The 21449-nt window shown below is 60.7% G+C and carries 21 protein-coding genes; 12 read left to right on the plus strand and 9 right to left on the minus strand.

The window, feature by feature from the left end; genetic code table 11:
• Positions 1-59: 59 nt before the first annotated feature.
• Positions 60-1760: a SulP family inorganic anion transporter gene (locus H0A72_RS18065; RefSeq protein WP_180157870.1), complete on the minus strand. Its 1701-nt coding sequence runs from the start codon at positions 1758-1760 to the stop codon at positions 60-62.
• 209 nt (positions 1761-1969) lie between these two features.
• Between H0A72_RS18065 and H0A72_RS18070 the strand changes: the two genes are divergently transcribed.
• From H0A72_RS18070 to H0A72_RS18110, 9 genes are all read left to right on the plus strand, one after another.
• Complete coding sequence (locus H0A72_RS18070; RefSeq protein WP_180157986.1) at positions 1970-2272, plus strand: ArsR/SmtB family transcription factor; 303 nt, start codon at positions 1970-1972, stop codon at positions 2270-2272.
• Positions 2273-2287: 15 nt separating this feature from the next.
• Entirely contained in the window at positions 2288-3643 is a 1356-nt protein-coding gene (locus tag H0A72_RS18075) for an NAD(P)/FAD-dependent oxidoreductase (protein WP_180157872.1), read from the plus strand.
• 12 nt (positions 3644-3655) lie between these two features.
• Positions 3656-4027: a DUF5368 domain-containing protein gene (locus H0A72_RS18080; RefSeq protein WP_009521537.1), complete on the plus strand. Its 372-nt coding sequence runs from the start codon at positions 3656-3658 to the stop codon at positions 4025-4027.
• A gap of 15 nt (positions 4028-4042) precedes the next feature.
• Positions 4043-4420: a carboxymuconolactone decarboxylase family protein gene (locus tag H0A72_RS18085; protein ID WP_180157874.1), complete on the plus strand. Its 378-nt coding sequence runs from the start codon at positions 4043-4045 to the stop codon at positions 4418-4420.
• A gap of 9 nt (positions 4421-4429) precedes the next feature.
• A complete protein-coding gene (locus H0A72_RS18090; protein ID WP_180157876.1) occupies positions 4430-4846 on the plus strand; it encodes a hypothetical protein in 417 nt (138 codons plus the stop codon).
• Between the two features lies 1 nt (position 4847).
• Complete coding sequence (locus tag H0A72_RS18095; RefSeq protein ID WP_180157878.1) at positions 4848-6233, plus strand: dihydrolipoyl dehydrogenase; 1386 nt, start codon at positions 4848-4850, stop codon at positions 6231-6233.
• 79 nt (positions 6234-6312) lie between these two features.
• On the plus strand, positions 6313-6684 hold the full coding sequence (locus H0A72_RS18100) for a DsrE family protein (protein ID WP_180157879.1): 372 nt from the start codon (positions 6313-6315) through the stop codon (positions 6682-6684).
• 116 nt (positions 6685-6800) lie between these two features.
• Positions 6801-7634 (plus strand): TlpA disulfide reductase family protein, encoded by an 834-nt coding sequence (locus tag H0A72_RS18105; RefSeq protein WP_180157881.1) that lies wholly within the window; start codon positions 6801-6803, stop codon positions 7632-7634.
• A 264-nt stretch (positions 7635-7898) separates the two neighbouring features.
• Entirely contained in the window at positions 7899-8810 is a 912-nt protein-coding gene (locus tag H0A72_RS18110) for a LysR family transcriptional regulator (protein WP_180157882.1), read from the plus strand.
• 10 nt (positions 8811-8820) lie between these two features.
• Here the strand turns inward: H0A72_RS18110 and H0A72_RS18115 are convergent, their stop codons facing one another.
• Complete coding sequence (locus H0A72_RS18115) at positions 8821-10974, minus strand: NERD domain-containing protein kinase family protein (RefSeq protein ID WP_180157883.1); 2154 nt, start codon at positions 10972-10974, stop codon at positions 8821-8823.
• Positions 10975-11216: 242 nt separating this feature from the next.
• Here H0A72_RS18115 and H0A72_RS18120 point away from each other — a divergent pair, with 242 nt between their 5' ends.
• The 3 genes from H0A72_RS18120 to tnpC all read left to right on the plus strand — a co-directional run bounded on the left by H0A72_RS18120 (position 11217) and on the right by tnpC (position 13669).
• Complete coding sequence (locus H0A72_RS18120; protein WP_180157884.1) at positions 11217-11696, plus strand: transposase; 480 nt, start codon at positions 11217-11219, stop codon at positions 11694-11696.
• Entirely contained in the window at positions 11693-12025 is a 333-nt protein-coding gene (tnpB, locus tag H0A72_RS18125) for an IS66 family insertion sequence element accessory protein TnpB (protein ID WP_180157885.1), read from the plus strand. Before H0A72_RS18120 ends, tnpB begins: the two co-directional genes overlap by 4 nt.
• A 78-nt stretch (positions 12026-12103) precedes the next feature.
• Positions 12104-13669 (plus strand): IS66 family transposase, encoded by a 1566-nt coding sequence (gene tnpC / locus H0A72_RS18130; RefSeq protein ID WP_180157886.1) that lies wholly within the window; start codon positions 12104-12106, stop codon positions 13667-13669.
• An 81-nt stretch (positions 13670-13750) separates the two neighbouring features.
• Here the strand turns inward: tnpC and H0A72_RS18135 are convergent, their stop codons facing one another.
• The 7 genes from H0A72_RS18135 to trbE are packed head-to-tail and all read right to left on the minus strand — an operon-like array spanning position 13751 to position 21447.
• Positions 13751-13966 carry a DUF2274 domain-containing protein gene (locus H0A72_RS18135; RefSeq protein WP_180157887.1) on the minus strand — a complete coding sequence of 72 codons (216 nt, stop codon included), beginning with the start codon at positions 13964-13966 and terminating at the stop codon, positions 13751-13753.
• Entirely contained in the window at positions 13963-15276 is a 1314-nt protein-coding gene (locus H0A72_RS18140; protein WP_180157888.1) for a TraB/TrbI/VirB10 family type IV secretion system protein, read from the minus strand. The genes H0A72_RS18135 and H0A72_RS18140 overlap by 4 nt, the downstream gene beginning before the upstream one ends.
• Before the next feature lie 2 nt (positions 15277-15278).
• On the minus strand, positions 15279-16271 hold the full coding sequence (gene trbG, locus H0A72_RS18145) for a P-type conjugative transfer protein TrbG (protein ID WP_180157889.1): 993 nt from the start codon (positions 16269-16271) through the stop codon (positions 15279-15281).
• Positions 16268-16972: a conjugal transfer protein TrbF gene (gene trbF / locus H0A72_RS18150; RefSeq protein WP_113934555.1), complete on the minus strand. Its 705-nt coding sequence runs from the start codon at positions 16970-16972 to the stop codon at positions 16268-16270. Before trbF ends, trbG begins: the two co-directional genes overlap by 4 nt.
• Positions 16973-16983: 11 nt before the next feature.
• Positions 16984-18234, minus strand: a complete 1251-nt coding sequence (trbL, locus tag H0A72_RS18155) for a P-type conjugative transfer protein TrbL (RefSeq protein ID WP_180157891.1) — start codon at positions 18232-18234, stop codon at positions 16984-16986.
• 16 nt (positions 18235-18250) lie between these two features.
• Complete coding sequence (gene trbJ / locus H0A72_RS18160) at positions 18251-18991, minus strand: P-type conjugative transfer protein TrbJ (RefSeq protein ID WP_113934557.1); 741 nt, start codon at positions 18989-18991, stop codon at positions 18251-18253.
• Positions 18988-21447, minus strand: a complete 2460-nt coding sequence (gene trbE, locus H0A72_RS18165) for a conjugal transfer protein TrbE (RefSeq protein WP_180157893.1) — start codon at positions 21445-21447, stop codon at positions 18988-18990. The genes trbJ and trbE overlap by 4 nt, the downstream gene beginning before the upstream one ends.
• Positions 21448-21449: the final 2 nt, after the last annotated feature.

Raw genomic sequence — 21449 nt, forward strand, 5'->3', positions numbered from 1 at the left:
GAATGTCACCCAGATGCGCCTTTGACCCCCTGCCAACCTTGGCCGCGGCCCTGGCTGCCTCAGGCCAGGCTGTGAGGCGCCAATTCGGCGACGGCTTGATAGTGGGTGAGGTAGACCCGTCCGCTGAGCTGCTTCAGAAACGGTGTACCGGCGAGCTTGTCCATCACTGGACCCTTCACCTCCGACAGGTGAAGCCGAATGCCCGCCTCGTTCAGCCGCGCCTCAATCGCTTCCAGACTTTCGAGCGCGCTGGCGTCGATGTCGTTGATGGCCGAGCACTGAAGAACCACGTGCTGGAGTTCGGGGTGATCCGCAACAGCCTCGTTGATACGGTCCTCCAGATAGCGTGCGTTGGCGAAATACAGGCTTTCGTCGACGCGCAGCCCCAGCACCTGCGGGCTCGTGAGCACGAGATGGCGAAGCACGTTGCGAAAGTGTTCGGTCCCGGGCACGAGCCCGATGACAGCCACGTGCGGCCGGCTGCTGCGGTACAGATGCAGCATCAGCGCTAGGCCTACCCCGGCGATCAGGCCAGTCTCCACGCCCGCCAGCAGGGTCGTGACCAGCGTGGCCCCCACCACGGTGAAGTCGAAGCGTGAGTATTGCCAGGTGCGCTTGAGCATGCCCAGATCGACCAGCGAGAGCACCGCCACCACGATCGTGGCTGCCAGGGTGGCCTGTGGCAGGTGGTGCAGCAGCGGCGTGAGCAGCAAGGTCGCAACGGCAATGCCGATGGCGGTGTAGATCCCGGCCGCCGGCGTCTGCGCGCCGGCGTCGAAATTGACCACGGAACGCGAAAAGCCACCCGTTACCGGCAAACCACCCGTGAAGGCCGCTGCCACATTGCTCGCTCCCAGCGCGACCAGTTCCTGATCCGGTTCGACACGTTGGCGCCGTTTGGCCGCGAGCGTCTGCCCCACCGAGATGGATTCAACGAAGCCGACCACGCTGAGCAACAGCGCTGGCACGGCCAGTTCCGTCCACAGGGCCGGGTTCCACGTGGGAGGCGTGAACGGCGGAAGTCCCTGTGGCACCACCCCTACCACACGCACGCCGTGCGCGGCCAAGTCCCAGGCCCAGACTGCGGCTGTGGTCGCCGCGATTGCTGCCACGGGTCCCGCCTTGGCGAGGGCATCTGCCCAGCGCTGCCCGATGCCGATGCGGCGCAGCCATGGCTTGAGCCCGCTGCGCGACCACCACAGGAACAAGAGCGCCGACAGCCCCAGCGCCACGGTAGGGCCATTGGTCTGGGGCAGACCTCGCCATAGCGCGGGAAGCAGTTCCGGCAGGGTATCGCCCGATGCCGCAATCCCCAGCACGTGCTTGGCCTGGCTCAAGGCGATCAGCACGCCGGACGCCGAGATGAAGCCGGATATGACCGGGTGACTGAGGTAGTTCGCCAACCAGCCAAGCCGCAGCACGCCCATGAGGGTCAGCATCAGGCCAGACAGCAAAGCCAGCACAAGCGCGGCCGCCCAATAGTCGGCGGAGCCCGCCGCCGCAACCTGTCCGATGGCTGCGGCGGTCATCAACGACGTCACCGCCGCCGGCCCGACAGCCAGTGTGCGGCTGCTGCCGAACACCGCATAGGCAAGCAGGGGAAGCATGCTCGCATAGAGGCCAGCCTGCGGTGGCAGGCCAGCCAGCATGGCGTAGGCCAGGCTCTGGGGAATCAGCATCAGCGTGACGATGCCGGCCGCAAGCATGTCCGCGGACCATTGGCCTCGGTCATAGGTTTTCCCCCAGGACAAGACCGGCATCCACCGCTCCGCTGCAGAGGACCGTTGGGAGGTGGAGGCCCCGCTCATCGGCAGGCCTCGGAAGCCAGCGAGAACGGCACGTCGACAGGGCAATCAGCAGTCTTCACATTCATGGGGCTCCTCTGGATATGATATATACTTTTACATATTATAATTTCCTCATGCGTTTGACAGAGAAATCCACGATGCCGTAGTTCAACAAGAGCGATCTGAAAGCGCCCGAGCAACTGCGTGAGCACGCTGGAGAAGCGTGCGCCTTGCTCAAGGTTCTTGCCAACGAAGACCGCTTGATGCTGCTGTGCCAGATCGCATCCGCACGCCACAACGTGGGCGAGTTGGAAGCCATCACCGGCATTCGCCAGCCCACCTTGTCGCAGCAGTTGGCCGTGCTGCGTCAGGAAGGGCTGGTCGAAACCGAGAAGGAGGGGAAGTACGTCTACTACCGGCTGGCCAACGACAACGTCGTGCGCGTCATGCGCATGCTCTGGGACATCTACTGCGCCCCGAAGTGAACGGACTACGAGACCATGAAACACCACAACAACCCTATCGAACGAGACAACGCGCTTGTCCAACCACTCAATCGCCGCCGGGCTTTGCTGACGCTCGGAGCGGCCGGTGCCGCAGGCATCGCGCTCACGCCGGGCATCGCCAGCGCGGCGAACAAGGTCAAGACCACGGCCCGCATCGTCATCGCAGGCGCCGGCGCCGCGGGCCTGGCGGCAGCATCGCGCCTCTCGGAAGCGCTGGACGGCGCGAAGATCACGCTGATCGACGCGCGCAAGGAGCATTTCTACCAACCAGGCTTCACGCTGGTGGGCTCGGGCATCAAGCCCGCAGGCTACGTGGTGTCCACCACCGCCGAATACGTGCCCGCCGGCGTCGAGCTGGTGCAGGAACGCGTGGCCGAGTTCGATCCGGAAGGCAAGAAGGTCGTCACGGAAAGCGGCCAGGCCCATGCATACGACTTCCTCGTCGTCGCCACCGGCATGAAGCTGGAGTACGGCCTGATCGAAGGCATGGAAGAGGACCTGATCGGCAAGAACGGCATCGGCAGCATCTACCACAGCCCGGCCAAGGCCGAAGCCACGTGGCAAGCCATGTCGGCTTTCGCCGACAAGGGCGGTCGTGGCGTCTTTCTACGCCCCGGCACCGAGATGAAGTGCGCGGGCGCGCCGCTGAAGTACACCTTCATCACGGACGACTACCTGAGCCGGCGCGGCCAGCGCAGCAAGGCGGAGGTCGTCTACAACTCGAACAACAAGGCGCTGTTCAGCGTACCCATCGTCTCGGAGAAGGTGCGCATGCTGTTCCAGGAGCGCGGCATCCAGGTGAACTACGAGCGCGTTCTCAAGGCCATCGATCCGGGCAAGCGCATCGCCACCTTCAACACGCCGGCGGGAACCGAAGAACAGGGTTTCGACTTCATCCACGTCATTCCCCCCATGCGTGCGCCCGAGCCCATCCGCAACAGCCCGCTGCCCTGGCAAACCGGCGCGTGGGCCGCCGAAGGCTGGCTGGAGGTCGACAAGGGCACGCTGCGTCATGTGCGCTACCGTAACGTTTTCGGCGTCGGTGACATCGCCGGGGTGCCCAAGGGCAAGACCGCAGCGAGCGTGAAATGGCAGGTCCCCGTCGCGGTCGACCATATCGTTGCCGAGATCGCGGGCAAGACCTCGGACGCGCTCTACACAGGCTACACCTCGTGCCCACTGATCACGCGATTGGGCCGCGCCATGCTGGTGGAGTTCGACTACCAGAACAACCTGGTGCCATCCTTCCCCGGCGTGATCGCGCCGCTGGAGGAACTGTGGATCAGTTGGGTCATGAAGACCATGGCGCTCAAGCCCACCTACATCAGCATGCTGCGCGGCCGCGCCTAAGGAGACACCGCCATGAAAGAACTCGATCCCTTCATCCTGCTGGCTGTTTTCCAGGAAATGCTCGGCCCCTTGCTGTGGATTCTCCTGGCCGTCGTCGTCCTGGGCCTGGTCGCCTTCGTCGCCCTGCTGGTGCGCGAGAAAGGCCTCGTGTCACGCCGCCTGGTGCGTTCGGAGGCGCTGGGCATCGTCGGGGGAGCACTGGCTTTGGTCCTGATGGCCAAGGTGTCTTCCTCGGGCTTCACCGATGCCGCCGGCCCGGCCGACTGGTTCTTGATCGCCCTGGTGTTCGGCGCCGGCCTGGTCGGATCGACCATATTGGCCTACACCATCGCTGGCTGGTGGCCTGCTCGGCGGCAGCCGGCCGGCACCGCAAACGCCCATTGAGCCAGGGAAACTTCCATGACGACGACCAGCTACAAGAACGTGACGAAGCAGATCACCTCCAACCTGGCACCGCTGCGTGCCAGCGTTCCACAGGTCATGAAGAGCTTCACGGAAATGGGCAAAGCCGCCATCGCCGATGGGGCGTTGGACGCCAAGACCAAAGAGTTGATTGCACTGGCGATTGGCGTCGCCACACGCTGCGACGGTTGCATCGGCTTTCATGCCAAGGCCTTGGCCCGTCTGGGGGCGACGAAAGCCGAAGTGCACGAGACCCTGGGCGTGGCGGTCTATATGGGGGGCGGCCCCTCTGCGATGTACGCAGCCAACGCCGTGGCCGCCTTCGACGAGTTCATGGCCGAAACGCCTTCCAACTCGTTGCCGGTAGAGCGATAGGGCGCTTCCATGCGGCACTTGGCCAGCTACATCGCAGCTATCCGCCAACGCCGCAGCCTGACCTGCATCGAGAGCATGACGCGTGAGGCGTCGAGCTGGCAGGAGGATGGGTTCGACGTAACCCGGGAGACCATCACTTATCGGTTCACCGATGGCGCCATGATCTTCTGCACGACCGAGCAGGACTCGGTGCCGGTGGATGTCGATATCTGCCCGGAATGCTGGATCACCTACGAGGTCGTTTCAGACGGGCATTCCGACGAGCGGATCACGCCTGCGCGAATGACTTTCAACTCGACCTGTCGCGAAGCCTTCTGGCTCAAGTACCACGCGCCGTCGTCCAACGACCTGGCCATTTCTGCGTCGAACCCTTGGGCTGCCGAGACCTGCTGCCACGTCGCAGACACAACGAAGGAGAACCCCTAGCATGCCCTCGTCCATCACCACCGACGTTGCCATCATCGGAGCTGGCACTGCCGGTCTCACGGCTTTCAGCGAATTGCGTCGCCTCGGCCTGTCCGCCCTTCTGATCGACCATGGCCCTTTGGGCACGACCTGCGCCCGGGTGGGCTGCATGCCTTCCAAGGCAGCACTGCATGCCGGCCACCAGTGGGCCAACCTGCGCGCGCTGCTGAAAGAGGCCGCCGCACCTGCGGGCTCGGCCACTCCTGACGACTTGTGGAGCCACGCCCGCAGGACGCGCGACCTGCTCGCTGGTAACACCGCCAAGCGCACCCGCGAGGTCGCAGGAGATCGGCTTCTCACGGGAACGGCGCGTTTCACCGGTCCCAACACCGTGGACGTCAACGGCCAGCCCATTCACGCTCGGGCGTTCATCGTCGCCACCGGCTCCCGGCCGGTGGTTCCGCAGGCTCTTGCGGCGCTGGGCGATCGGCTGCTCACCACGGATAGTCTGTTCGACCTGGACACCCTTCCCAGGAGCGTCGGAATGTTGGGACTGGGCGCCATCGGGCTGGAAATGGGGTTGGCGCTGTCGCGGCTCGGGGTTCGACTGGTCGCCGGTGACATGAAGGCCTTGCCCGCAGGCATCACCGACCCCAAGATCGGTGCGCGTGCCATCGAGCACTTCAGCGGCGAGATCACCATGTGGCTGGGGCGGCCCGTCGAAGCCACTGCCCGGCAGCAATCAATCGAGCTGCGCAGCGGCGACGCCGTCGAACAAGTGGACGTCGTTCTGGCCGCACTGGGTCGCCGTCCCAATGTCGAAGGTCTGGATCTGCAACTGGCAGGCGTGCCGCTTGATGCACGCGGACAGCCGGTCCTGCATGCCAAGACCCTGCGTGCCGGCTCGTCCCTCGTGTTTCTCGCCGGTGATGTGAGTGCCATTCGGCCGCTGATGCATGAGGCCGTCGATGAAGGACTGATCGCAGCGCGTGCCGCTGCGCAATCGCTTGGTGGCTCCCCCCTTGCCGAACTCCCGCCACGCCGCACGCCGCTGGCGATCGTGTTCAGCGACCCCGACATCGCGACGGTCGGTCAAGCCTACGACACGCTGAATCTCGACCAGACCGTCATCGGCTCCGCGCAAGGCGACGCCAATGGTCGATCGCGCGTGATGGATGCCGAAGGCAACCTCGTTCGCCTGTATGTGGACCGCGGCAATGGGCGCCTGCTAGGTGCCGGCCTGCTCGCCACGCGCGGCGAACATCTGGCCCACTTGCTGGCCTGGGCCATCCAGCGCGGGGAGACGGTCGAGAGTCTGCTGACGATGCCGTACTACCACCCCAGCATCGAGGAAATGGTGCAAAGCGCGCTCAAGGATGCAAGCCGGCAGTTGAAGGCTTCGGCATGAGCACCTTTGCCAAAATCCACGCAACCTCACCCCGTAGACCGTCCCACCGTTCTATTCATACACTGACCAGGAGCTGAACATGCAAACCACTGATTTCGTCGCGACCGTCTTCGACGGCACCAGCAATCCGAACAAGGTCACCGTGACCTTCACTATGGCCCTCAACGCCTTGCTCAAAGGCCACACGGCCACAATCATCCTGATGGTCGAAGCCGTCGAACTCGGCAAGCCCGGGGCTACGGCAGGCATGGCGATCGGCAAGCCGTTCGAGCCCGTTGCAGACCTGCTGGCCAAGTACATCGAGAAAGGTGGCCGCATCGCCGTCTGCGGCTCTTGCATGATCCACAACGGCTTGACAGCCGAGCAAATGGACCCGCGCTTCGAGGTCATCACGGCACCGGATGTCATCGAGCTTCTCATGAATGCAAAGGGCTCCTTGCAGGTGACCTGAGGGTACAACCTGCCGTGCGATACGCCAGGCCATCCACCAGCAGGCGAGAGGCGCCTCCTGCCCAAGAACTGGCGAGCGGATGTCTCGGCCCGCTCGTTCAAGGCGGGAGCTAGAACTTGATTCATGCCATTCAGATAGGACCAGTGTCACTGCCGCCGAGTTTGGTCCTCGTTGCGCTCGTCCTGGCCATTGCTTTGTTGGTCGGAAATTACCTGGGGCGCAAAGCCGGCGTCGAAGTAGAGAGTCGAATCTACCGCGTTCTTTTCGTCAGCGCGATCTGCGCTCGCTTGGGGTTCCTGCTCCAGCATCATGATGCCTACTCCAGCACACCATGGAGCATTTTTGATCTTCGTGACGGAGGATGGTCTCCCTGGGCTGGTCTACTGGCAGCATGGCTCTATGCCACGATGGTGGTCCGACGTTTTCCGGCAATGAAGAAGCCCTTGCTGTCGGGCTTGATTGCTGCAAGTGTGATTTGGGTCGTCGGAACGGCAGTCCTGACCTTGCCGTCTCGTGAAAGCCAGCTCCTGCCTGACTTCAACACGCTTTCTATGGAGGGTGATCAGATCTCGCTGTCGTCCTACGTTGGAAAGCCCACGGTGATCAATCTATGGGCTACTTGGTGCCCGCCTTGCCGTCGCGAAATGCCCGTCTTCGAGCGTGTCCAGAACGAGCATCTTGAGGTCAACATCGTCTTTCTCAATCAAGGCGAAGCACCTGCCAAAATTCAGCAGTTCCTCACAGGAAACAAGCTGTCGCTGCGTAATGTGCTGCTTGATTCCACAGGCGAGGTCGCCCGCTCACTGGGTCACAGAGGTCTACCAACGACCCTGTTTTTCAACGCGGCGGGGCGCCTGGTTGATGTTCGCGTCGGTGAGTTTTCTTATCCAACTCTTAACCAGCGCATCAATGCGCTCAAGGACGGCCATGAAGTTGGCAGAAAGACGTGAGTCACTGTGGGATAGGAATCAGTAGAGCAACAGTCACCGCACTCGGCGAGGAATCGATGCTTCACTGCCGTCATTCCCCTAGCGTCTGACCAATTTGGTTGTTCCATGATGTCAGCAGTCCATCAGAGGTGATCGAGTTCGGGCGCTTTTTAGCAACACCTCCGCTAGGCATCGCATGCTGCGAGGGGCGATTGCAAAGATTGCATTCTTCTCCTTAACTGCGACCAAGGCCATAGGCGGTGGCTTCACAGATAGGGAGAAAATATGAACATGCGCCATATCCAGGCCTTCATCGCGGTTGCCGAGGAACTGCACTTCAGCCGGGCCGCGAAGCGCTTGCACATCGAACAGTCGCCGCTATCGCGCACGATCCGCAAACTGGAAGCGGACTTGGGTGTGACGCTGCTGCTCCGAACTGCCCACACCGTCCGTCTGACCTGGGCCGGCCAGGCATTCCTGGAAGATGCCCGTCGCGTAATACTGGCCTGTGAACAAGCGCGGGCCCGCGCGCGGGCTGCAGCGGCGGGGTATCACGGCACGCTGCGCATCGGGCTGTCAGGCGACGTAGGGCGCACGCGGCTGGCGGCGCTACTCGCGTTGTGCCGACAGGAAGCGCCAGAGATTAGCATCCGATTGTCCGAAGTGCCGCTGGCGCAGATCCTGAAAGGTCTGCATATAGGCCTTTTCGACGCAGGCCTCGCGATGGCCTATGAGGTAGGCACCGAGATTGTGGCGGCGCCCCTGTGGCACGACCCGTTCTTGGTGGCCATGCCGGCGCGACATCCGCTGCTGGCATACAAGGACGTGCCGCTGCAGGAAGTGGTGAACTATCCCCTGGTACTGTGCGATCAACAGGCCTGCTCCGGCTGCCATCAGCAGGGCGAACGCCTGTTACGTTCGGTGGAGGCGCAGCCGACCGTGGCCGAGTACGTCAGCACCCATTCGCTGATGCTGGTCTTGGTAGCTGCCGGCTACGGCGTGGGCTTTTCGAGCGCAGCGCATCTGGAGGGCTGCGCTCAGGTGGACGTGGTGACTCGACCGCTCGCAGAGCAAGGTGCCTGCCTTACAACGTATCTACTGCGACCAGAAGGCGAAATCATGGAGCCTCTACGGCAGTTCATCGACTGTGCGGAGCGTGTGGGACGTGCCCGAGGAGACGATGTAAGTCCGACGTGACGTAAAAAAATCAGAGCGCATCAATTAGATCGAGTGCGTGCACACGCAACTCACGATCAAGACAGCGTCGAATCTCCTCACGCAAAGGTGCTGGATCCGTTTCCCCCCAAGACGAAACGCAGTCCAATAATTCCGCACAAATTTTCGCTACCGCGTAGCAATCGCGCTGCTCCGGTGAGACTGTGCCGTAATCCCCAGGCGCATAGGCTATGTTGTGCGGCTCAACTCCCCCTCCCTGCAGGAGGTCAATGGCATCGATAAAGCGTACTTCACCGGATTCAACTAGGACATTACCAGGATGCAAATCACCGTGCTGAATATCCAAAGCATGAAGATGCCTAGTAGCCTTGACCAGTTGATGGCACAACGCAAGTATGTCTGACGCCGTTTCACAGGCTGCGCCAGCTTCAAATATGCCATGACCATCCACCCAATGCTGGACTAGAAAAGTGCCGGCATCTGAAATGCCAAAATCGACTATTGGAGCTAACGACGTACTTGGCTGAGTTTTTATCAACCATGCTTTGTCGAGAAACGCCTTCAACACATGAGTTTCTTCCGAACGCTTTGGATCTGGACGGCGACCGTACCAGATTTTGACAGAAACCGGTCGACCTCCAACCGTTGAGCGATAAAGATGACTGTTCCCTTGTTTGAGGTTTTCCTCCAAGGGATAAGTCACAATAGGCATGATCTCACTGCGATAAGGCTCAAAGGCGCGCATGTCCACCTCACCTTTGGGCTGCCTGCCAATGGCCAAACCGTTCAGGGCATCGAGCATAACGCGGGCATTAGGAAAACGCGCTGATGGCACCAGATCTAGAGCTTTAGCAAACCAATCGGCCAGGTCTGGATCGCAAGTGATATCAGTTGGCTCTTCCCATTGGAAAATTCCCTCCGCCTGAGGCGGCGGGCTCAAAAACAGCACATGATGCGCTGCGGCTCCCAATAGGTAAACGTCACCTTGAAACGCATCACTCGACTCACCTTGGCCTAGCTCAGAGTCCTCGGGAAGCACAGCCTGGCCCGCCCGCAGGCTGTTACGCAGAGGTCCCACTGTTCCTACTTCGGGAAAATAGGCAGTCAGTAAACCCGAGATAGAGACTTTCGAAGGACGTTCCAGCCACAGGCTATGATCACTAATATCACGGTGCGCCACACCAGCATCGTGCAAATCAGCAAAATGTGACAGCAAAACCTTAATAATGGCCAGGCGATCATTAAAGCTTATGTCTGGACCATGGCGTTGGACGAACTCATTAAGTCTGAGTTGACGTGAAGGTAGCCGATACAGCTCGCAAAAATCAGCGTCGATGTCGTCACGCGTTGGATGAGACAGCGGTTGAAGCACTACGCCATCTAAATACTCGCATTGCTCCTGGATAAAGCCTATGACCTTATGTTCGCGCAACGCAATGCGCGCGCGCTCATCAATGGTATCGGCAATACCAGACAGTACCGAAAAATCCCACCGCCGAAGCAATGCTTCATGACGCTGATCATCCTTCTTTACCGACTTGTACTCCTTGTACAACGCCTTTGGGTGTTGGAAGGTCGCCTCGCCAGCAATCCGAAAATTATTGAAGGAAAAGCCAGAGGGTTTGAAATCACGACCACGGAAAAACTGAGTGAAGACCTGCAGATGTTGATTTGGTTTTCCCGCACACGACGTACTAAATTCCCTCCGGTAGCCGCCTTGCTTAGCTATTTTCAGAAACTGATCGAGTGTACAAACAAACGCTTTCTCATCATCCGGTATTTCCGAGAAATCCGCAGGGCCGCACATTACAACGCGATAATCAATGAAAACCGAGCGGGCAGGCTCCTTAAGTCGATTACGTATCTTGGAAGAGAGAATCTTCCACTTATCCGCCAGAACCTTCACAGGCGAGCGGCCCATGTCTTCACCGTCACGTAGCCAATGATCCTGCATAGGCTCAATCTTGCCACGCCACTTTTTCAACTCGATAAGCAAAAGTCGGTCATGGGTCAGTAATACCAAGTCGATTTCACGATCTCGATACGTCGTATCCATCATCATAAATCCGGCATAACCCTGCCATGACTGACTGAACTCGGATGCGTTGAAGGCCGTGCGCATGCGCTCTAGAGCCTCCTTCTCCGACGCATGAATACCATCACTGCTAATGATGTCTATCTTCATTCTTGAATTCTCGGGATACAGGTCATGTCCGCAACAGCACTACGTTGGGCATTCGAAGCCCCGTGATCGGGAAGCCTAACCACAGCGCCATTTACTCCTTATATATGGCGAATGCAAACCTTCTGACTATGACGGTGAATAGATGCAGCAATAAATCAAAAGGTTTCGGAGTATTGTTCCGGTGAAGACACGTTGAATCGCGCTGCCGTCTTTTAGAAAATAAGCGTCCACGATAAATTTAAATGGACACTATCTTGAGCGCAGATTCTCGTAAATCAGGACGTCGGCGTCGGACCTACACGGCGCAGTTCAAGGCCGATATGGTGGCGCAGTGCCTGCAAGGTGATGTGTCGCTGGCATCGCTGGCGGTGGATCACGGCATGAACCCCAATGTTTTGCACCGCTGGGTGCTGGAGCACGAGCGCTACGGCAAGCATAGTTTGCCGGGCGATGGCGAGGGAGCCTTGGTCGCGCAACCACGCGACATGAGTCCGGCCAATTGGATTCCGCTCAGCGCCTCACCCGGCACGACCGATCGTCCGGTCGTGGCGAAGGCACCGGACAAGATAATTGACGCGCTGGCGCCTAGCACGGATGCCGATCCTCAAGCCCGCAGTACGATTGCGCTGGAACTGGCCGCACAGGGCCTGCGGATGACGTTACGCTGGCCGGGTGAAGATCGTCGTGGTTTGGCCGGATTCGTGCGTGAGCTATTGACGTGATTCGCGTCGATCAAATCTGGCTGGCGGTGGAACCGATGGATATGCGTGCCGGCCCCGATACGGCCTTGGCGCGCGTAGTGAAGGACTTCGGGGCCGCCCACCCGCACCACGCCTATGTGTTTGCTAACAAACGGGCTAACCGCATGAAGATTCTGGTGCACGACGGGCTGGGCGTGTGGCTCGCGGCACGGCGCTTAAATCAGGGTCGCTTCGTGTGGCCCAGGGCAGGACAAATCCGTATTGAACTGACCGATGAGCAATTGAAGGCGTTAGTGATCGGGTTGCCCTGGCACCGCATTGGCGATGGTGGCATTATTGACGTGATTTAGGCCCAAAAACACCGCCTGAAATCAATCCGGGCATGCGCCCATAGCCGCTCGCACGGCCTTATGGCAAACTTCTGTTCCATGAGTTTGCCGCTGTCTGACCCCCTTGAAAATTTGGATGCCGATGCCTTGCGTGCGTTGTTACGTGAGCGTGAACAGGTGTTGGCTGAAAAAGAAGCGCTGATAACGCGCAAAGAACGGCTGCTCAATCTGAAAGACACCACGATCGCGCAGCTGACGCACGAGATCGCCGTGCTGCGCCGCTTCCGATTCGGCAAGAAAAGCGAACAGATCAACGGCGTACAGGGCAGCTTGCTAGAGGAAGCGGTCGCGGCCGACATCGCTGCCATCGAAGAGGAACTGCATCAGCTGACCGACCATCCTAAGAAGGCCGCACCGCGCGAACAACCAAAACGCCAAGCCCTGCCGCCTGAGCTGCCCCGCATCGAGATTCACCACGAACCCGAGTCCAGCACGTGCGCCTGCGGCTGCCAGTTGGAGCGCATCGGGGAAGACGTTGCCGAAAAGCTGGATTACATCCCGGGTGTGGCCCAGGTCGAACGTCATATCCGTGGCAAATGGGCCTGTCGCCAGTGGGAAACCCTGACCCAGGCGCCGGCACCCGCACACGTGATCGATAAAGGCCTGGCCAGTACCGGCCTGTTGGCGCATGTGTTGGTCGCAAAGTATGCGGATCATCTGCCGCTGTACCGCCAGCAGAAAATCTTCGAACGGGCCGGTGTCAAAATACCCGTTTCCACCATGGCCGACTGGGTCGGTGTGTGCGGCGTGCGCCTGCAACCGCTGGTTGATGCGCTGCGCGAAACAATTCTGACGCACGATGTGCTGCACGCCGATGAGACCCCAATCCAAATTCTGCGCCCTGACACAGGACGCAAGACCCATCGGGCGTATATCTGGGCCTATGCGCCGGGTGCGTTTGAAAGTCTGAAAGCCGTCATCTACGACTTCGCCCCGAGCCGTGCCGGAGAACATGCCCGGGCGTTTCTGGGCGACTGGCGTGGCAAGCTGGTCGTGGACGATTACGGGGGCTACAAGAAAACCGTCAGTCAGGACGGCGTCACCGAAATCGGCTGCATGGCGCACGCCCGACGTAAATTCTTCGAGCTGCACGACGCCCATCAAAGCCAGTTGGCCGCTCAGGCGCTGGATTACATTGGGGAGCTCTACGCCATCGAGCGCGAGGCCAAGGCATTGGATGCGACCGAGCGCTGGCGATTACGACAAGAACGTGCCAAACCGATTGCCGACAGGCTGCACGCCTGGATGCTGGCGCAGCGATCCCGCGTGCCCGACGGGTCCGGTACGGCCAAAGCCCTGGATTACAGCCTAAAACGCTGGGTGGCGCTCACGCGCTACCTGGATGACGGGGCGGTGCCGATCGATAATAATTACCTTGAAAACCGGATCAGACCGATCGCCCAGGGACGACGTAGTTGGCTGTTTGCGGGATCCTTGCGCGCGGGACGCCGTGCCGCGGCCGTCATGAGCCTGATACAGTCGGCCAACCTGAACGGCCTAGATCCGCATGCGTATCTGAAAGACGTCTTGACACGGTTGCCCACGCACCCGAACAGCCGGATCGAAGAATTGCTTCCGCATAACTGGCAGCCCGCCACCGCCTGAACTTAAAAACAAGAACGCTTGCTTACGCAGGCGTCAATGTGTGTTCGCCGGATGGATACGTTTCGGAAACTTTAGGTTACCTTATCTTAACCTCTTAAACCCTCGATCACTAGCCATGAACCGCTCCAGCATATGTGGAATCAGCGTCACGGCATCGACAGCTTCCCCATACGTCTGCGCATGCTGCGCAGCATAGCGCTCCAGCTCCGCTTTCAGGCTGACCGGGCATGTGAAGGTCAGCTTAACGGTCGTTGTTGTAGGTAGCGGCCCCAAACGCAGCTTTCGGGTAGTGCTCATTGTGATGCTCCCTTGTTGAAGAACAATGGCTGGTACGGTCGCAGCACTAAATCTTTGTTGACGATGATCCGCACCGGCAAGCCGGGGCGACTGGTCAAGGTGGGCTGGATGTTCATGTTGCGCCGGGTCATTTCCTGGCCGACCTGATTGATGCTGTCCTGGGCGCTGTCGCGTCCCGCGATGATGATGCGGTCGCCGTCTTGGCGGTTTTCCGGGGCGGCCAGCTCGGCGCCCACTCCCAGCAATGTTGTCAGTACCGCACCGCCAACGATGCGGCCCCAGTGCCAGTCCACCTCATCTTCCAGGCCGGCATAGCCCGCCGGGTCGGTGCCGATCAGGTTATCCAGTGTGAGCGAGGACGTGTCAGGCAGGATGACCCGATGCCACACAACCTGTACCCGGCTTTGGCCGTAGCTGACCTGGCTGTTGTAGCGGCCCAGGATGCGCGAGCCTTGCGGAATCAACAGATACTTGCCGGTCGCAGAGTCATAGACGGGTTCTGTCACAGTGCCGATGACATCGCCCGGAAGATCGGATTTGATGCCTGTCACCAAGGCCGCCGCGATCACCGTACCGGCCATGACCTGATATGGCGACACGGGCATTTGCAGGTTGCCGGAATTACGGGTTTCCGCAGAGCCGGATTGCAGGAATGCCTCTTTCTGGTCTTGCCGGTTCTGTGCTGCGGTGGGGTCGGTCGGCTGTGCTGCTGTAGAAGCTGGGCCTGCGGCCAGCGGATCGAAGGCGGCCATCGCATTATCTATACCGGGAGCCACGGGCATGGCCTGTGCAGTCGCCGCCGCCGCAGGTTGTCCAGACTGCCCCTGGCCAGTGCGGAAAAATACCGACGAAGCAGCCGCCGCTTCAGCTTCTTTGCGCCGCGCTTCCCGTTCAGCAGCTTCAGCATCAACGCCCGGCGGCGCATAGGTGGCGACCGCTGGTTGCTGGCTATTCACGATGGCCGGCCCCAAGTCGCCGGGCAGCGGCGGGCCAAGTTCCGGCACATCGGGTGGCACTTCTGGTGTCAGCAGCATGGAGTAGTCTGCAGGCAAGGCATCAAGCCCTTCCGATTTTGACACCCGGTCCACGTTGTAAAGCTCGGTCTGTGTACCTGCACCTCGCCGCTGGGGTTGCAGCGACCAGATCGTGGCGCCCAGCACGGCCACCGACAGCCCGCCCACCAGCAGGGCTAAGGTGCGCCGGTTCAATCGCGTCACAGGCCGGGGCTGGGCGCGCAGCGCCACGGCTTCAGGTGCCACTTTATCGGCCGCTTGTGGCGTGGCTGGATCGGGTGCGCGTTCCTCACTCATGTTCAGTTCCTCCGCGTCACACCATCAGTGCGTTCAATGCGCACCACGTCACCCCGATCACCGCCCAGGCGCAGTTCAGCCGCACCAAAGAGCCGATCCACGATGTAGTACGGTGAGCGGAAGCGGTAATTCACCAGTTGGCCGTCGCCTTCAGCGCCGATCACAAAGAGCGGAGGCAACTCTCCTTGCTCGATGCCAGCCGGAAACTGGATATAGACCTTCTGCCCATCATCAAAGGCCCGCAGCGGCTTCCAAGGTGGATTACTGCCGCTGACGGCATAGCGGAAACGCTGATGTTCCAGCGCCACCCCACTATCAACAGGCGCACCGGCGTGCGCTGCCTGATTCTGACGCTGCAAAGCCAGCATCCGATCCTTCGGATACTCCCAGGACACGGACGCCATCCATGTCTTTTCGGTAGAAGTCAGTTCCAGCAGATAGGTGCGGCGGCTGGTGGTGATAACCAGATTCGTTTTCAGGCCAGAGCGGATAGGTTTAACCAGCACATTCACGCGCAAATCCGCACCGCTGCCGCTGGAGGTATCACCCACTATCCAGCGCACCGTGTCGCCGGCGGCGACCGTTACCAGTTCCTCGCCTGGCTGCAGCGCAATCACCGTCACGCGGCCCACGCCGGTATAGACCTGATATAGCGCGCCGTCGCTATAGGGCCAGACCTGAATGGCATTGACGTAACCTTCGCGAGTGGGCGCAACCCGTGCTTCGGCATTGGCACGGGACACCCGCACTGTTTCATCGGCGGGTTCGGGCGTAACTTTACCAGCATCCGTACCGGGCAAGGGTTTCAGTTGCGCCGGCAGTGCCAGGGGTTCAGGCACAGCGATCACTTCGACCGGGCTAGGCGGCTCGGGCAGCAGTTCAGCCTGTACCGGCTCATCGAGCGAGATGGCCGGTGGCGGCTTGCCCTGTGTGGCGCAGCCCGCCAGGGCAAGCAGGGCCAACGGAAAAGCGTAAAAGCGCAAAGACGGCATCATCGCTGTGCTCCTTCAGAAGAATCAAGTTCACGGCTCCACGACAGGCCATTGACGTAAAGCCCCAGGGGGTTCTTGCGCAAACGCGCTTCGGTGCGCGGCGGCTGATGCACGATGGACACCACCGCTGTCCAACGCTCCAGACCTGCGGATGCGCCATTGACGTAGCGGCGTTCTGTCCAGCGCACGTTGAAGGACGTGTCGCTCGCCCGCACGACACTCGTGATCTGCACCGTCACGGACTCTTTGCCAATGCGGGTAAAGGGATCATTCACCCGTGCGTAGTCATTCAGCACAGCGGCCCCCTTGTCCGTGGTGTAGTCGTAGGCGTCCAGCCAGTTCTGGCGCACCACGACGGGGTCGATGGAGAGCGAGCGCACCAACGTGATGAAGCGGGCAATATGGTGGGCGGTTTGTGCATCGTTGGGCCGGTACGGCGAAGCCGCCTCCCCAACGGCCCGCACCTGGCCGGCGTTATCCACCTCCACGACATAGGGCGTGACGATGGACTGCATCGAGCGCCACACCAGACCGCTGGCCATGAGCAGCGCCAACAACAGGCAGCCAAAGGCCATCAACCGCCAGTTCCTGGCCTGCACCCGCGCCGAGCCGATACGGTCGTCCCAGACCTGGGCGGCGGATTGGTAAGGTGTGGCGGGTTGCGGAGATTCGGCATAACGCACCAGCGGTCGTTTGAAACGCATGAGGGTTCCCCTTATGAATCGGAATCACGCAGGCTTGGGCCTTGGCCCGCGCCGCCGCCATCCCCACCGCGCAGCGCGTGGGCAGTGGTCGTGGCGGCTTGCGTCAGTTGTTGTCGGCGGTGCAGGCGCTTAGCCCATGCCGGTTGGGCAGTGGCGCTGGCTGTCTCGGTGGACGCTCCACCGGATGCGCTTGCCTCGGCACCAGAAGCAGGGGTTGCCCCCGCCGCTCCTTTAAGGCCACCACCCGCCGCTGCACCCGTCTGAAAAGCAGACCGGATGCTGCCCGCGCTCGAACCGATGGATCGAGCCGCGCCGGAAGCCATGCGGGCGGCGCCCGGAACCATGCGTGCCCCCGCCGCCACCGCCCCACCCACTCCCGTGGCGGCTGCACCGATGGCAACAGCAGTTCCAACCGCACCCACGGCGGCACCGGCCATGGAGCCTGCGCCCAACTGTGGGCCGCCGGAAACGAGCCCCGTCGCGATGCCCGGCCCGAAGATCCCCAACGCCAACAAAGAGAGCGACGCCAGCATGATGACCAGCGCATAGTCGACGGACGGCTCTTCGGGATGTACCTGGAACTCAGAAAACAAGCCGCTACCAATACCGACAATCACAGCCAGCACCAGCACCTTGACGCCGGAGGACACCACATTGCCCAGTACCTTCTCGGCAAGAAATGAGGTCTTATTCCAGAGTGCAAAAGGCACCAGCACGAAGCCGGCAAGCGTGGTCAGCTTGAACTCGATCAAGGTCACGAAAAGCTGAATCGCCAGCACGAAGAAACTCAGCACCACCACCATCCAGGCGAGAAACATCACCACGATTGGGTCGATATTGGTGAACACCTCGGGAAATCCTGCCATGTCGCCGATTTGTTCCAAAATGGGCGCGGCGGCATCAATACCAGTTTTCGCCAGCCGTCCCGGCTGCAAGAAGTTGCCCATCGTGAGCGACGAGCCTGAAGCGATCAGGCCCAGCCCAGCAAAAGAACGGAACAGGATGCCAGCCAGCACATTGAAGTTGCCGATGATGTAGGCAAATGCCCCGACATAAAGTACCTTGCGCAGCAGCTTGGCGATCACGTCGTCGCCCTGGCCACTGGCATGATTCATCGCCCAGAACAGGCCGGCCAGCGTCATGTCGATCACGATGAGCGTAGCAGTGAGAAACGCCACATCGCCTTGCAGCAGCCCGAACCCCGAGTCGATGTACTGCGCAAAGGTAGCGAGAAAACGGTCGATCACCGCCACGTCATTCATGGTTCAAGCGCTCCGATCAGTTGCCGTAGAAATTCACGGCTTGCGGCGTATACGGCGTGCCGCTGCCCTGAAAGCGCTGGCGCACTTCACGGGCGCGCTCGGTCGCCGCCGCCTGGCGTGCCAGCTCCAATGAGGCGGCGCGGTCCTGGGTGATCTGAAGCTGTTGCGCCTGGATGTCCTGCTTGGCCTGCAAGGCCAGAAGCTGGTTGGTCGCTTGCATAGCCTGCAACGCGCCTTGCGCCGACTGGCTTTGATTCACCAGATCGGCCAGCGTGCTTTCATCGTCGCGCAGGTTCTGCGAGGCTTGGGCCTGCACCCGCATGGCGGTATGCAGGCCATTCAACGTATTCTTCCAGCGCTCACGGGCATCCTGAGCCATGCTGTCGCCGCTCACAGTGGCGGCATACTGGTCGGGATACAAGCGCGCAAACTCCTGATCCATATTCGCCACCTCGTAACTGAGCCCTTGCGCCTCGCCGATCAGGCGCTCGGTGGCGGCAAGCGTGGTGCGCAGACGGTTGACGACATTGAAATCCAGGCTCGCCAGATTGCGGGCCTGATTCATCAACATCTGGGCCTCGTTCTGAAGCTGGTTGATCTGGTTGTTGATCTGCTGCAGTGTACGAACGGCGGTCAGCGTGTTCTGCGTATAGTTGGATGGGTCAAAGACCGTTTTCCAGGCCCAAGCGGGCGAAGCGGTGAGTAATGACGCCGAAAGAACGGCAGCAAGCGATACAGATAGCATGCGAGTTTTCATAGCAGATTCTCCTGTAGGTGGGAAGCAACGGCAGTGACTGAAGGTGCGAAGCCGGGAAACTCGGGCAACAGGTTGGCGGCCCAGTCCAGACCGCGATGGCGCAACCAGGCATCCGCAAAGCCAGGTACGCCGGCGTCCAGCAGGATGCGGTCGATGTCGCGCTGATCCTGCGGGGTGGATGCCCCCGCAAAGGCCAGCGTGGCCGGCCCGAGGTCAAGATCGAACAGACGGTTGCCCAAACGCGACTGGTAGTAGTAATCGCGCTTGGGTTGAGCAGTTGCCACAATCTCGATCTGTCGGCTGTTCAGGCCGAAGCCTTCATAGATTGTGCGAATCTGCGGCTCGGTCGCCTGCGGGTTGGGCAGGAAAATGCGGCTCGCACAGCTTTCGATAATCGCGGGCGCAATGCTGGAATCCTTGATGTCGGCCAGCGACTGCGTGGCAAAGATCACCGAGACATTTTTCTTGCGCAGGGTCTTCAACCACTGACGGATACGGGCGGCAAAAGACGGTTCATCCAAAAACAGCCATGCCTCATCCAGAATCAGAAGGGTTGGCGCGCCATCAAAGCGTTCGTCAAACCTTGCGAACAGATAGCGCAGCACCGCCTGCACGGCGGCGGGGCTGTGCATCAGCTCTTCCATCTCGAAGCCCTGCACGTCAGCCATACCCAGCCGGTCATGGTCAGCGTCCAGCAACTTGCCGTGCGCACCGCCCAGCACATAGGGCGCAAGCGCCTGGCGCAGCGTGTTCGATTGCAGCAGTACGGAAAAGCCCGTCAACGTGCGCTGCTCCACCGGCGCACCCGCCAGACTCCCCAGCGCCGACCAGATGGCAGCCTTGTCGTCGGGGCTGACGGCCATACCTTCGTGCAGCAAGCGGCCCTCAATCCATTCCGCCGCCCAGGTGCGGTAGCCTTCATGGTCGATGCGTGCCAGCGGCTGAAAGGCGATCTCGCCATCATTGCCAAGGTCATAGTGCTCGCCCGCCAGACCTAAAATGGTGGCGCGCATCGAGCGGCCCATGTCAAAAGCGAAGATGCGCGAACCGGGATACCGGCGAAATTGCTTGGCCAGGACGGCCAGCAATACCGACTTGCCCATGCCAGTCGGCCCGGCAACCAGAGTATGGCCCACATCGCCAATATGCGTCACCAGCCGGAATGGCGTCGCGCCTTCTGTGCGCGTGACAATGAGCGGCGGCCCATCCAGATGCTCATTTTTCTGTGGCCCGGCCCACACCGCGGACACTGGCATCATATGGGCCAGATTCAATGTAGACACAATGGGTTGCCGCACGTTGGCATAGGCATTGCCGGGAATGGAGGACAACCAGGCATCCACAGCGTTCAAGGTCTCGGGAATCGTCACAAAGCCCCTGCCCTGAATGACGCGCTCAATCATGCGCAGTTTTTCATCGGCCACGGCGGGGTCGGTGTCCAGCACCGCCACGGTGGTAGTGACATACCCGAAGGCAACTTGGTCGCTGCCCAACTCCTGCAAGGCGGCGTCCGCATCGGCGGCCTTGTTGCTGGCATCGGTATCAACCAGCGGTGACTCCTGCTGGAAAATCGTTTCCCGGAGCAGCGCCACAACGTTCTTGCGCTTGGCGAACCATTGACGGCGTAGGCGGCGCAGCTCCTTTTCCGCCTCGGCTTTGTCCATACAGATAAAGCGCGTACTCCAGCGATAAGCAAAGCCAAGCCGGTTCAGGTCATCCAAAATGCCCGGCCAGGTGGAAGTCGGAAAGCCTCGCACCGACACCACCCGCAGATGCGCATCACCCAGCGTCGGAGCCAACCCACCCACCAACGCGGAGTCAGTCAGTAGTGCATCAAGGTGAAACGGAACTTCCGGTACGCCGATGCGGTAACGCCGTGTCGAGATGGTGGAATGCAGGTAGGTCAGCGTCTGGCCGTCACCCAGCCAGGAAATTTCCGGCATCACACCATCGAGCAGATCAAAGACGCGATCCGTTTCCGCTACGAAGGCAGCCAGCCGTTCGCGCCAGTCCACCCCTTCTGCCGGACGATTCTCATAGAGCATTCCCGCTGCGCGGGCGCGGGATTCCTCGGGCGGGAGAAACACGAGCGTCAGGTGATAGGCGCTCTCGAAGTGATGCCCAGCCTCTTCGAAGGCAGCACGGCGCTCCTGATCGACCAGCCAGGACAGGCTTTCAGGAAAGTCCGAATGGGGATAGTCTGCCGCTGGACGACGCTCGGCCTCGATAAAAAGCGCCCAGCCCGACCCCAGACGGCGCAACGCATTATTCAAGCGGGCAGAAGTCGCGATCAGCTCACCTTGGGTGGCGCTATCCAGATCCGGCCCGCGAAAGCATGACGTGCGCTGAAATGATCCATCCTTGTTCAGCACCACACCGGGCGCGATCAATCCGGCCCAGGGCAGCCAGTCGGCGAGCAATGCGGGGCGCTGACGATATTCGGCAAGGTTCAGCATGG

Source organism: Parapusillimonas granuli, from assembly GCF_013416525.1.
GTDB lineage: Bacteria > Pseudomonadota > Gammaproteobacteria > Burkholderiales > Burkholderiaceae_B > Parapusillimonas > Parapusillimonas granuli.

What these genes read in the sequence shown, in the direction of transcription:
- H0A72_RS18090 (WP_180157876.1), top strand. Translation starts at nt 4,430, where the DNA reads ATGCGGCACTTGGCCAGCTACATCGCAGCTATCCGCCAACGCCGCAGC.
- H0A72_RS18100 (WP_180157879.1), top strand. Translation starts at nt 6,313, where the DNA reads ATGCAAACCACTGATTTCGTCGCGACCGTCTTCGACGGCACCAGCAAT.
- H0A72_RS18085 (WP_180157874.1), top strand. Translation starts at nt 4,043, where the DNA reads ATGACGACGACCAGCTACAAGAACGTGACGAAGCAGATCACCTCCAAC.
- H0A72_RS18115 (WP_180157883.1), bottom strand. Translation starts at nt 10,974, where the DNA reads ATGAAGATAGACATCATTAGCAGTGATGGTATTCATGCGTCGGAGAAG.
- H0A72_RS18095 (WP_180157878.1), top strand. Translation starts at nt 4,848, where the DNA reads ATGCCCTCGTCCATCACCACCGACGTTGCCATCATCGGAGCTGGCACT.
- H0A72_RS18075 (WP_180157872.1), top strand. Translation starts at nt 2,288, where the DNA reads ATGAAACACCACAACAACCCTATCGAACGAGACAACGCGCTTGTCCAA.
- H0A72_RS18065 (WP_180157870.1), bottom strand. Translation starts at nt 1,760, where the DNA reads ATGCCGGTCTTGTCCTGGGGGAAAACCTATGACCGAGGCCAATGGTCC.
- H0A72_RS18110 (WP_180157882.1), top strand. Translation starts at nt 7,899, where the DNA reads ATGAACATGCGCCATATCCAGGCCTTCATCGCGGTTGCCGAGGAACTG.
- trbF (WP_113934555.1), bottom strand. Translation starts at nt 16,972, where the DNA reads ATGCGTTTCAAACGACCGCTGGTGCGTTATGCCGAATCTCCGCAACCC.
- trbL (WP_180157891.1), bottom strand. Translation starts at nt 18,234, where the DNA reads ATGAATGACGTGGCGGTGATCGACCGTTTTCTCGCTACCTTTGCGCAG.
- H0A72_RS18135 (WP_180157887.1), bottom strand. Translation starts at nt 13,966, where the DNA reads ATGAGCACTACCCGAAAGCTGCGTTTGGGGCCGCTACCTACAACAACG.
- trbE (WP_180157893.1), bottom strand. Translation starts at nt 21,447, where the DNA reads ATGCTGAACCTTGCCGAATATCGTCAGCGCCCCGCATTGCTCGCCGAC.
- trbG (WP_180157889.1), bottom strand. Translation starts at nt 16,271, where the DNA reads ATGATGCCGTCTTTGCGCTTTTACGCTTTTCCGTTGGCCCTGCTTGCC.
- trbJ (WP_113934557.1), bottom strand. Translation starts at nt 18,991, where the DNA reads ATGAAAACTCGCATGCTATCTGTATCGCTTGCTGCCGTTCTTTCGGCG.
- H0A72_RS18120 (WP_180157884.1), top strand. Translation starts at nt 11,217, where the DNA reads ATGGACACTATCTTGAGCGCAGATTCTCGTAAATCAGGACGTCGGCGT.
- H0A72_RS18080 (WP_009521537.1), top strand. Translation starts at nt 3,656, where the DNA reads ATGAAAGAACTCGATCCCTTCATCCTGCTGGCTGTTTTCCAGGAAATG.
- H0A72_RS18140 (WP_180157888.1), bottom strand. Translation starts at nt 15,276, where the DNA reads ATGAGTGAGGAACGCGCACCCGATCCAGCCACGCCACAAGCGGCCGAT.
- tnpC (WP_180157886.1), top strand. Translation starts at nt 12,104, where the DNA reads ATGAGTTTGCCGCTGTCTGACCCCCTTGAAAATTTGGATGCCGATGCC.